Annotated in this window: 9 protein-coding genes; 3 read left to right on the top strand and 6 right to left on the bottom strand. The window is 69.4% G+C overall.

What is annotated here, in order from left to right; translation table 11 throughout:
* The first annotated feature begins 3 nt into the window (after nucleotides 1-3).
* Both AC0IZJ_RS21415 and AC0IZJ_RS21410 read left to right on the top strand, forming a co-directional pair.
* Nucleotides 4-1,791 (top strand): DUF885 domain-containing protein, encoded by a 1,788-nt coding sequence (locus tag AC0IZJ_RS21415; RefSeq protein ID WP_471853542.1) that lies wholly within the window; start codon nucleotides 4-6, stop codon nucleotides 1,789-1,791.
* A gap of 103 nt (nucleotides 1,792-1,894) precedes the next feature.
* A complete protein-coding gene (locus AC0IZJ_RS21410; protein WP_471853541.1) occupies nucleotides 1,895-2,416 on the top strand; it encodes a hypothetical protein in 522 nt (173 codons plus the stop codon).
* A gap of 2 nt (nucleotides 2,417-2,418) precedes the next feature.
* On the opposite strand, the gene AC0IZJ_RS21405 is transcribed toward AC0IZJ_RS21410, so the two are convergent.
* From AC0IZJ_RS21405 to AC0IZJ_RS21380, 6 genes are all read right to left on the bottom strand, one after another.
* On the bottom strand, nucleotides 2,419-5,514 hold the full coding sequence (locus tag AC0IZJ_RS21405) for an efflux RND transporter permease subunit (RefSeq protein ID WP_471853540.1): 3,096 nt from the start codon (nucleotides 5,512-5,514) through the stop codon (nucleotides 2,419-2,421).
* Nucleotides 5,515-5,524: 10 nt separating this feature from the next.
* Nucleotides 5,525-7,018: an efflux RND transporter periplasmic adaptor subunit gene (locus tag AC0IZJ_RS21400; RefSeq protein ID WP_471853539.1), complete on the bottom strand. Its 1,494-nt coding sequence runs from the start codon at nucleotides 7,016-7,018 to the stop codon at nucleotides 5,525-5,527.
* A gap of 4 nt (nucleotides 7,019-7,022) precedes the next feature.
* Nucleotides 7,023-8,234, bottom strand: coding sequence for a TolC family protein (locus tag AC0IZJ_RS21395; protein WP_471853537.1), 1,212 nt, complete (start codon nucleotides 8,232-8,234; stop codon nucleotides 7,023-7,025).
* A gap of 103 nt (nucleotides 8,235-8,337) precedes the next feature.
* The gene (locus AC0IZJ_RS21390; RefSeq protein ID WP_471853535.1) at nucleotides 8,338-8,667 is read right to left on the bottom strand and encodes a hypothetical protein; all 330 of its coding nucleotides are present in this window, start codon (nucleotides 8,665-8,667) and stop codon (nucleotides 8,338-8,340) included.
* Nucleotides 8,668-8,685: 18 nt separating this feature from the next.
* Nucleotides 8,686-9,285, bottom strand: a complete 600-nt coding sequence (locus AC0IZJ_RS21385; RefSeq protein ID WP_471853534.1) for a chalcone isomerase family protein — start codon at nucleotides 9,283-9,285, stop codon at nucleotides 8,686-8,688.
* Nucleotides 9,286-9,404: 119 nt separating this feature from the next.
* Entirely contained in the window at nucleotides 9,405-10,439 is a 1,035-nt protein-coding gene (locus AC0IZJ_RS21380; protein ID WP_471853533.1) for an RNA methyltransferase, read from the bottom strand.
* A 73-nt stretch (nucleotides 10,440-10,512) separates the two neighbouring features.
* On the opposite strand from AC0IZJ_RS21380, the gene AC0IZJ_RS21375 reads away from it, so the two are divergent.
* On the top strand, nucleotides 10,513-11,262 hold the full coding sequence (locus AC0IZJ_RS21375; RefSeq protein ID WP_471853531.1) for a class II aldolase/adducin family protein: 750 nt from the start codon (nucleotides 10,513-10,515) through the stop codon (nucleotides 11,260-11,262).
* Nucleotides 11,263-11,280: the final 18 nt, after the last annotated feature.

Raw genomic sequence — 11,280 nt, 5'->3', positions numbered from 1 at the left:
TCCATGCGCCGCCGCCACGCCATCAGCCTGCTCGCGACCTCACTGTCCCTTGCCTTTTCGACTCTGCCCGCCTTTGGGGCCCCCACCGAGAGCGAACGCTTCCACCAGTGGCTTGCCGCCCAGTGGGAGCTGACGCTGCAGCGCCAGCCCGTGCTGGCCACGTCCCTGGGCGACCCGCGCTACAACGACCGCCTCATCGACGAGACGACCGCCGCCTACCGCGCCGAGGCCCGGCGCGTTCTGCGCCAGCGGCTGAAGGACCTGGCCGGCTTCAACAAGGCCAGGCTGGCCCCGAAGGACCGCGTGTCCTACAGCATCCTCAAGCTCGACCTCGAGGAGGACCTGGCCGGCGAGCGCTTCCCGGAGTGGATGCAGCCCATCAGCCAGATCGGCGGTCTGCCCAACTTCCTGGCGCAGATGGGCACCGGCCAGTCCATCCAGCCCTTCAAGACGACCAAGGACTACGACGACTGGCTCAAGCGCCTGGCCCTGGCCGTGCCCACCTTCGACGGCATGATCGCCAACATGCGTGAGGGCCTCAAGGCAGGCGTGACCCAGCCCCGCGCCGTGATGGAAAAGGTACTGCCGCAGCTGACGGCGCTGGCCGTGACCGACCCGGAGAAGAGCCTGTTCTGGGGACCGATCAACAGCTTCCCGGAGGCCGTGCCGGCCGCCGACCGCGAGCGGATCACCGCCGCGATGCGCCAGCTGCTGTCCACCCAGGTGCTGCCCGCCTATGCCCGCCTGCTCGCTTTCGTGCGTGATGAGTACGCGCCCAAGGCACGGGCCAGCACGGCCTGGTCGGCCCTGCCCAATGGCAAGGCCTGGTACGCCCGCCGCGTGCGCCAGTCGACAACGCTGGCGCTGTCGCCCGACGAGATCCATGCCATCGGCCTGAAGGAAGTGGCGCGCATCCTCGGCGAGATGGATGGCGTGCGCCGCCAGGTCGGCTTCCAAGGCGACCTGAAGGCCTTCTTCAAGCACTTGAACGACGACCCGCGCTACTACTTCACCAAGCCGGAAGAGCTGCTGGCCGGCTACCGCGACCTGCAGAAGAAGATCAACGGCCTGACGCCGAAGCTCTTCGACATCGCGCCCAAGGCCGACTACGAGGTGCGCGAGGTCGAGGCCTTCCGCGCCGAGAGCGCCGCTGGTGCCTCCTACCAGGAGCCCGCAGCGGACGGCTCGCGCCCCGGTGTGTTCTACGTCAACACCTTCAACCTGAAGGCCCAGCCCATTTTCGGCATGGAGACGCTGTCACTGCACGAAGCCTCGCCCGGCCACCACTTCCAGATCGCCATCGCGCAGGAGGACAAGGAGCTGCCCGCCTTCCGCCGCTTCGGCAGCCATTACACGGCGTATGTCGAGGGCTGGGCGCTGTATGCCGAGAGCCTGGGCAAGGAGCTGGGCCTCTTCACCGACCCCTACCAGTGGTACGGCCGACTGTCGGACGAGCAGCTGCGCGCCATGCGCCTGGTGGTCGACACCGGCCTGCACCACAAAGGCTGGAGCCGCGAACAGGCCATCAAGTACATGCTGGACAACTCCTCGATGGCCGAGAGCGATGTGGTGTCGGAAGTGGAGCGCTATATCGTCTGGCCCGGCCAGGCGCTGGGCTACAAGATCGGGCAGCTGGAGATCACCAAGCTGCGTGCTGAAGCGGAGAAAGCGCTGGGCAACAGGTTCGACATCAAGGGCTTCCACCGCGTCGTGTTGACGGCGGGGCAGGTGCCGCTGCCGGTGTTGCGGGAGCTGGTGATGGAGTGGGTGAAGGCGCAGGCCGCCCGCTGATCTGCAGTTCATCCCACCGCAGCTGCAGTGCGTCGCACGGCCGGCGCGGGCGAGGTCCAGCGGCGGCTAGTCTGTGGCCCGACGCCAACGACGAGGAGCCGACATGACCCGCCGCACCCACGCCCTGCTGACATTGCTGATGGCCGCCACTGCGGCGACCACGGCGACCGCGCAGTCCGACAAGGGCTTCAGCCTCGAGGCGCATGCGCGGACGCGCGTGCAGGACGTCGGCCTGCCGGCCTACCCCGGCGCGACGCTGGCGGTGGAGCGGGGCGCCAACGGCGAGGAAGACCATTCGGGCGGCAGCTTCGGCGCCTGGATGGGCAACGTCGGCATGCGCGTCGATGCGCTCAAGTTCAAGAGCAGCGACAAGCCCGAGCAGATCGCGGCCTTCTACGCCAGGGCCATGGCACGTCAGGGCGAGGTGCTGGACTGCCGGCTGCCGTCGTCACGCATCAAGCAGGTCAAGGACGAACCCGAGCGCTTGAGCTGCGACGAGAAGCCCATCCAGCCCGGCCACTTCGAGTACCGCGTCGGCCAGCCCAAGCACATGCGCATCCTTCATGTGCACCCCGAGGGCGAAGGCACACGCTTCGAGATGGTCCGCCTGCAGCTAGGCCGCTGACATCAGGCTGGATTGCGGTGCGCCCAGCGGTACAGCAGCGGCAGCACCAGCAAGGTCAGCGCCGTGGACGACAGGATGCCGCCGATGACCACGGTGGCCAGCGGCCGCTGCACCTCGGCGCCGGTGCCGGTGGCCAGGGCCATCGGCACGAAGCCGAGGGACGCGACCAGGGCCGTCATCAGCACCGGCCGCAGCCGCGACAGTGCACCTTCGCGAACGGCCTGATCGAGCGGCAGGCCGTCGTCGCGCAGCCCGCGGATGAAGCTGAGCATCACCAGCCCGTTCAGCACCGCCACGCCCGACAGCGCGATGAAGCCCACGCCGGCGGAGATCGACAGCGGAATGTCGCGCAGCCACAGCGCCGCGATGCCGCCGGTCAGCGCGAAGGGCACGCCGGTGAACACCAGCAGCCCGTCTCGCACATTGCCGAACATCGCGAACAGCAGCACGAAGACCAAGCCCAAGGCCACCGGCACGACGACCTTCAGCCGCGCCGTGGCTGACTGCAGTTGCTCGAAGCTGCCGCCCCAGCTCGTCCAGTAGCCGCTCGGAATCTTCACCTTCTGCTGCAGGCTGGCCTGCGCCTCGGTCACAAAGGAGCCGATGTCGCGGCCACGCACATTGGCCGTGACGACGACGCGCCGCTTGCCGTTCTCGCGGCTGACCTGGTTGGGCCCCGGCGCCTCGTCGAAGCCGGCGACCTCGCCAAGTTGCACATGGGCGCCGCTAGGCAGCCGCAACGGCAGGCGCTTCAGCGCGTCGACATCGCTGCGCACGCTGTCGGGCAGCCGCACCTGGATGTCGAAGCGCCGGTCGCCCCGGAACAGCACGCCCGCCTCCTGGCCGCCGATGGCTGCGGCCACGGTCTGCTGCACGTCGGCCACGCTCAGGCCCAGGCGAGCGAGCTTGCTGCGGTCGATCTGCAAGGTCAGCATGGGCAGGCCGGTGGTCTGCTCGACCTTCACATCGGCAGCGCCCGGCACGCCCTGCAGCAGCTTCGCGATCTCTTCGGCCGTGCCCTCCATGACTTCCATGTCGTCGCCGAACACCTTCACCGCCACGTCGCTGCGCACGCCCGAGATCAGTTCGTTGAAGCGCATCTGGATGGGTTGAGTGAACTCGTAGTTGTTCCCGGGCAGGCGGCCCGCCAGGGCCTGCAGGTCCTCGACCAGGGCCGTCGTGCTGCGCCCGGGGTCGGGCCACTCGCTGCGGGGCTTCAGCATGACGAAGGTGTCGGCCACGCTGGGCGGCATGGGGTCGCTGGCGATCTCGGCCGTGCCCAGCTTGGAGAACACGCGTGCCACCTCGGGCGACTGGAGCAGCGTGCGCTCCAGCTCGCGCTGCATCTCCACGGCCTGCGTGAGGCTGGTGCCGGGGATGCGCAGCGCATGCACGGCGAAGTCGCCCTCGTCCAGGCTGGGGATGAACTCGCTGCCCATGCGCGTGGCCAACAGCGCGCTCAACGCGACGGTCACGCCGGCAATCGTCAGCACGAGCGGCGGGTGGGCGAGCGTCCAACCCAGCAGCGGCGCATAGCCACGTCGGGCCCAGGCCATCAGACGGTTGTCCTTCTCGCTGACCTTGCCATTCATCCACAGCGCCACGGTCGCAGGGATGAAGGTCACCGACAGCAGCATCGCGCCCAGCAGCGCCGCCACGACGGTGAAGGCCATCGGGTGGAACATCTTTCCCTCTACGCCGCTGAGCGCAAAGATGGGCAGATACACCACCATGATGATGAGCTGGCCGAACAGCAGCGGCCGGCGCGCCTCGCGGGCGGCGGCGAAGACCTCGGCGAAGCGTTCGTCGCGGCTCAGCGCCCGGCCCGCCGCAGCCTGGGCGTGTGCCAGCCGCCGCACGCAGTTCTCGACGATGACGACGGCGCCGTCGATGATGATGCCGAAGTCCAGCGCCCCCAGGCTCATCAGATTGGCGCTGACCTTGTTGGCCACCATGCCGCTGAAGGTGAACAGCATGGCCAGCGGAATGACAGCCGCCGTGATGACGGCCGCGCGCAGATTGCCCAGGAAGGCGAACAGCACCGCGATGACGAGCAGGGCGCCTTCGAGCAGGTTGGTCCGCACCGTCGCAATCGCCTTGTCGATCAGCGTCGTGCGGTCGTAGACCGTCTGCGCGATGACGCCGGCCGGCAGGCTGCGGTTGATCTCCTCCAGGCGCTTGTCCACGGCCAACGACACCTGGCGGCTGTTCTCGCCCATCAGCATGAACACCGTGCCCAGCACGACCTCGCGGCCGTTGTCGGTGGCCGCACCACTGCGCAGCTCGTGGCCGATGACGACGTCCGCGACGTCTCGCACGCGTACCGATCCACGGATGACGATGCCGGCGATGTCGTCGACGTCGGCCACCTGGCCCGGCGCTCGGATCAGCACCTGCTCGCCGCGCCGCTCGATATAGCCCGCGCCGACATTGGCGTTGTTGCGCTCGAGCGCCTGCACCAGCTCCCGCCAGTCGATGCCGTGGGCCGCCAGCTTGTCGGGCCACGGCGCCACCTGGTACTCCTTGGCATAGCCGCCGATGCTGTTGATCTCGGTCACCCCCGGCACGGTGCGCAGCTGCGGCTTGACGACCCAGTCCTGGATCTCGCGCAGGTCCATCGGCGTGTAGGGCGTGCCGTCGGCTTTGAGCGCACCGGGCTTGGTCTCGACCGTCCACATATAGATCTCGCCCAGCCCCGTCGCGATGGGCCCGAGCGCGGGCGACAGGCCGGCCGGCAGGCTGGCGCGCGCCTGCTGCATGCGCTCGCCCACGAGTTGGCGCGCGAAGTAGATGTCGGTGCCCTCCTTGAACACGACGGTGACCTGCGACAGGCCGTAGCGCGACAGCGAGCGTGTCTGCTCCAGGCGCGGCAGGCCAGCCATGGCCGTCTCGATGGCGAAGCTGACGCGCTGCTCGGCCTCCAGCGGCGAATAGCCCGGTGCCTCGGTGTTGATCTGCACCTGCACGTTGGTGATGTCGGGCACGGCGTCGATGGGCAGGCGCTGGTAGCTGAACACGCCCAGCACCGCCATGCCGAGCACGGTCAGCAGCACCAGCCAGCGTTGATGGATGGCGAATCGGATGAGGTTCTCGAACATCGTCGCGCCTTCAGTGATCGTGCTCGGCCCCGGCCTTGCCGATGTCGGCCTTGACCAGGAAGCTGTTCTTCGCCGCATAGCGCTCGCCGGCTTCCAGCCCCTTGAGCACTTCGACGTTCCGGCCGTCGCTGCGTCCCAGCGTCAACGGCCGTGACTCGAACTGCTGGCCATAACGGCCGAACACGACGGTGGCGCCGCGCAGTGTCTGCACCGCCTCGGTCGCGACCGCCACGGCCACCTCGGCCGCGCTGGCGCTCAGGTCCACGGTCACCGGCAGCCCCGGCCGCCACAGGCCCTTCGGGTTGGCCAGCACGAGGCGCGCGGTCGCGCTGCGGCTTTGCTCGCCAACCAGCGCGCCGACGTAGCTCAGCCGCGCCTCGCCCTGCGCCTCGAAGGCACTGGCCTTGACCCGGGCTGCCATGCCCTCCTGCAGCTGGCCGAGGTCCCTGGCCGGCACGGTCAGCTCGACCCAGACGCTGGACAGGTCGGCCAGCTGGAAGATGGGCGCGTCCTCCTTCAGCGCCTCACCGACGCTGATCTTCTTGTCGACGACGACGCCGTCAATCGGCGCGCGGATCTCGTGGCGCGTCAATGCCGAATCGCTCGCCGAGGCGCCCATTGCAGCCAGCTTCTGCCGCGCGGCGTCGACGGCGATCTCGGCTTCCTGCATGGCCTGGCGCGCGGCCAGGTAGTCCTGTTCTGCCGAGATCTTGTCCTCCCACAGCTTCTTCTCGCGCTCGTGCGTCGTGCGTGCCAGCGCCAGCCGTTTGCTGGCGGCCAGCAGCTCGCTGCGCTGGTCAGCCAGCGCCGGACTGGAGATGACGGCCAGCACCTGGCCGCGCTGCACGCGGTCGCCAGCATTCACGCGCACGGCTTCGACGAGGCCCGCCAGCCGCGGCGTGACGACGACGGCCCGGTCCTGATTGAGCTTCACCTCGCCGAGCAGCTGCAGCGTGCTGGCGATGCGCGCCGGCCCGGCGGTGGCCAACACGATGCCGTTGTGGCGCAGCTGTTCGTCGCTGACGGTGACGCGGTCCTCGATCTGCTCGAAGCGGAACTCGTGGCTCTTGCCGCCCGCCTTCGCGGTGATGGTCGCGGCGAAGGAGTGGGGCTCCTCGACGACGCCAGCGCCCTTCAGGTACGCGCCCTCGGCGCTGAAGCTGAAGGCTTGCGGCGGGCGGCCCAGGCGCTGCAGCATCACAGTCACCTCGGCCTGCGTCGGCGCCAGCGGCTTGCCGTCGCGATAGAGGTAGACGCGGAACTCCGGCTCCCTGCCGGTCTCGAAGATCGTCAGCTCCAGGCCGAAGCCGTCCTGGCTGAACAGGCGGCCACCCTGCGGGCCCTTGCTCGCTGCAGCAGCCGGCTCGGCGACGTGGGTTGTCTCGTCGGCGTGGCCGTGTTCGTCACCATGGGCATGGGGCTTGTCGTGGCGCAGGATGGCCACACCGAGCAGCAGGCCCAGGGCCAGCACGGCGGCGATGGCCACAGTGTTTTTCTTGTTCATCGCTTCAGTCCTCATTCGATGCTTGGCGGCCCAGCAGCCGGTCCAGCTCTGCGGCGGCGCGGTGGGTCTCGGCGCTGGCCTGCAGTTGCTGGCGGCGCAGTGCAAAAAGCGTGCGCTGGGCGTCCAGCACGTCCAGGAAGGCGAACTTGCCCAGCTCGTAGCCCTTGAGCGCCGCGTCATAGGCGGTCTGCGCCGTCGGCAGCACTTCGTCGCGCAGCAACTGCGCCTGCTCGCGGCCCAGCCGCAGGCGCGCAGTGGCCTGGGCCACGTCGGTGTGCAGCTTCAGCGTGACGCTGGTCAGCGCCTCGCGCGCCTGATCCTCGCGGCGGAGGGCTTCCAGCAGGCCGCCCTGGTTGCGGTCATGGATGGGCAGCGGCAGCGAGAAGCCGACGACGGCCTGCGTGCGGCCTAGCTCGGCGTCTCGTTTGGCGCCCAGCGTCACGGTCACGTCGGGCACGCGGCGCGCGCGTTCTCCCTCGGTCAAGGCCTGGCGGCGGGCGATGTCCAGGCGCGCCAGGCGCAGCGCCGGCGCGTCAGCCATCGCTTCCGGCAGGCGCTGCTCATCGGGCAGGTCGGGCAGGGCGGCCGCGTCGCCATCGGCCTGCGCCGCCGCCTGCGCGCCCTGGCCCCACAGCGCCGCCAGCCGGCCGCGTGCCAGCAGCAGGTCGCTCTGCGCTTGTGCCAGCTCGGCGCGCGTGCCGGCCTCGGCGACACGGGCCTTGGACAGCTCCAGCGGCGGCACCTTGCCGGCCTGCAGGCGCTTGTCGGCGGCGCCCGTGGCGCTGCGCGCCAGCGCCAGCGACGACTCCGCCAGCCGCTGCTGCTCCTGCGCGCCGAGCAGGTCGAAGAAGGCAGTGGCCACGGCCGCGCGCACGTCGGCCTGCCGGGCGGCCAGCGCCACGGCGGCCTGCTCGCGCGCTTGTCCGGCTGCTGCCTGGCGCGCCGCACGCTTGCCGCCCAGCTCGATGGCCTGGGACAGCTGCACGGTCGTCGTGCGCGTGGCGCTGCGGTTGTCTTCCAGCAGCACACCCAGCTCGGGGTTGAGCCGTGCGCCGGCCTGAAGTTCAGCGCCTTGCAGCGCCTGCAGCTCCAGCCGTGCGCCGGCAAGGTCGGGGTTGTGGGCGAGGGCCAGAGCTTGCGCCTCGGCCAGGGTCAGGGCATGGCTGGCGCGCACCAGCGCCATGCACAGCAGAAAGCCAACAGCAGGGCTTCGCATCGAACTCTCCAGAGGTTGTGGGACCAACGACGGCGGTTCGGCGCGGCCGGCACCCAGGGGTGCCGCGCTTCAGATCAACAGCGGAGGGAAGCGTCGCGCCGAATCAGGCGCGCGGCCAATTGGGTCGGTCCAGCCCCGGCGGAACGTGCGACCTGAGCCGCACCGCGCCGGCCGGCGCGGGGGCCACGGCTTGCGACGCGACGATGCCCTGGCCTTCAGCCAGCGGCGTCGCGCAGCCGGTGTGGTGGCAGTGACAGTGGCCGGTCTCGCAGACCGGATGCGCATCGCCCGCTGCCGCCGCTTGGGCCGGCTCACCGCTCAGCACGACGAGGTTCTGCTCGGCCAGTTCATCCACGCAGCACAGCGCCGCGCCGGCCCAGGACAGCTGGGCTGTCACGAGCAGGGCGAGGAGGGCGAGGAACCAGCGGCGCATGGGGCAGATTCTAGGAGGCTAGTTTTTTCCGCCGTCCAGCAGGGCATCACGCAGCTGCGTATCGGCCGGCGAGTCGCCGAACCAGATGCGCAGCACCAGCGTGAAGAACTCGTCGTCGCCCACCGGCTCGCCCTGGGCCTGGCCGGAGATGTAGAACTGCGTGCCCTTGCCGGGGATGAAGTCCATCGCGAAGGTGTCGCCCGAGACGAGCTTGGCCTTGCCCGAGAAGATCTCGATGAGGCGGGTGGTGGACAGCGTGTGGCGGGTCAGTTGCGCAGCGGGCGTGTTGTCGCTGATGCCGCGCAGGAAGAGCCGGCCGAGGTCGGTGCCTGGCAGGTCGCGCAGGGCGACGAACTGCAGGCGCTTCGGGCCAGGCAGCGCCAGCAGCTCGGCTGGCGTGCTCACGTGCTTGGTCGTGTAGAGGGCGATGTCGTAGGCCTTGAAGACCAGACGCACCCGGGTGCCCTTGCCGTTGAGCTGCAGCGCGCTGCCGCCCAGCTGGGCCGTGGGATCGAACTTGTTGACCGTGGGCGCGGCCGTGGCCTGAAGGCAGAGCGCCGTGCCGGCGACCAATGCGGCCATGCGGGCCTGCGCCGTGAACGTCTGGAAAGGGGTCATGTCTCCTCCGATGGATGTCTTCTCGCATCGAGTCGACGCGGCGGTTCGCATTCTGCGTGCCAACGGGTCATGACCTGTCACCGTTTGTGGTGGCGGTTCACTCCGTCAGCCGTGAATCCTCACGACGCCCGGACGACGCGCACAGGCCGGCCCACGGCCTCGCGGGCGCGCAGCTGGCCGCAGCCGCCTTCCACGTCCTGGCCGGCGGAGTCGCGCAGCTTGGTCAGCACGCCACGGCTGCACAGCTCGGCGGCGATGGCCCGCGCGCGCTCCCAGCTCGGCCGCTTGAAGGGGAGGCCCGGCGCGCTGTTGAAGGGGATCATGTTCAGCAGGCCGTAGCGGCCCTTGAGCAGGCGCACGATGCCGTCCAGCTCCTCGGGGCCGTCGTTGATGCCGTCCAGCAGCGTCCACTGGTACTGGATGGGATAGCCACTCGCGCGGGCATAGGCGTCGGCCGCCTCGACGAGTTCTTCGGGCGACAGCCGCGGCGCACGCGGCAGCAGTTCGGCGCGCTTGGCCGCGCCGGTCGTGTGCAGGCTCAGTGCCAGCGCTGGCTTGACTTCGGCGGCATTCAGCGCTTCAAAGGCGCGCTCGTCGCCCACCGTGGAGAACACCAGCTGCTTGTGCGCAAAGCCGCCCTCGCGGCCCAGCAGCGTGATCGCGTCCAGCACGCTGGCGAGGTTGTGCGAGGGCTCGCCCATGCCCATGAAGACGACCTTCTTCAGCTTCGCGTTCTTGCGCCGCGCCAGCACCACCTGGGCCACGATCTCGGCGCTGCCGACCTGGCGGATCAGGCCGTCCACGCCGGTCATGCAGAACTTGCAGCCGACCGCGCAGCCGACCTGGCTGGACACACAGACGCCGTCGCGTGGCAGCAGCACGGTCTCCACGGTCTGGCCGTCGTTCAAGCCGAGCAGCAGGCGTGCCGATTCGCCGTCGCCGCCGGCGTGTTCGCTGCGCAGCGCAACAAGCCCGTCCAGTTCGGTCATCAGCCCCGGCAGCGCCTGCATGACCGCCCTGGGCAGGAAGCCCTGCAACGGCCGCTTGCCACCGTCTAAAGGCAGCAGCTGCACCCAGTGGCGCAGCACGCGGCTTTCATGGTCGGGGTTGGCGCCGAGCGCGCGCAGGCGCTGGCGGAGATCGGCAATCAGCATGGGAACGGAGGTGACAGGGGCTGCGCGATTGTCGGCGCTATGCTGAAAAACGCTTTGCCGCGAGGAGACCCCCATGAGCCAGACGCCGACCTGCACCGCCGAAGAATGGGCCGTCCGCTGCGACCTTGCCGCCCTCTACCGCCTGGCCGCGCTGCACGGCTGGGATGACCTGATCTTCACGCACATCTCCGCCCGGGTGCCGGGCCCCGAGCATCACTTCCTCATCAACCCCTACGGCATGATGTTCGAGGAGATCACCGCCAGCAGCCTCGTCAAGGTGGACCCGGCGGGCGAGAAGGTCGCGCCCAGCGACTACAACGTCAACCCGGCCGGCTTCATCATCCACAGCGCCGTGCACGAGGCGCGCGATGACGCCCAGTTCGTCATGCATCTGCACACGGTGGCGGGCGTGGCGGTCAGCACGCAGCGCGAGGGCTTGCTGCCCATCTCGCAGCACAGCCTGTTCCCGCTGGCGTCACTCAGCTATCACGGTTATGAAGGCGTGGCGCTCAACCCCGATGAGAAGACCCGACTCGTCGCCGACCTGGGGCAGACGTCGCTGATGATGCTGCGCAACCATGGTCTGCTGACGCTGGGCCGCAGCGCCGCCGACACCTTCCTGAAGATGTTCATGCTGCAACGCGCCTGCGAGATCCAGATCGCCGCGCAGGCCGGTGGCGGTGAGCTGATCCGCATCCCGGCGCAGATCCTGGCCGGCATCCGCGCGCAAAGCGACAAGGTCATGCGCGGCTCGGGTGCGGAGCTGGCGTGGCCGGGCTTGCTGCGGCGTCTCGCGCGGCAGAACCCTGGTCACGACCACTGACGGTCACTGGAACAATGG

It is taken from the genome of Roseateles sp. AC306, assembly GCF_979253795.1.
The sequence above is the reverse complement of the archived record's forward strand: the minus strand, read 5'-3'. Positions and strand labels throughout refer to the sequence as shown.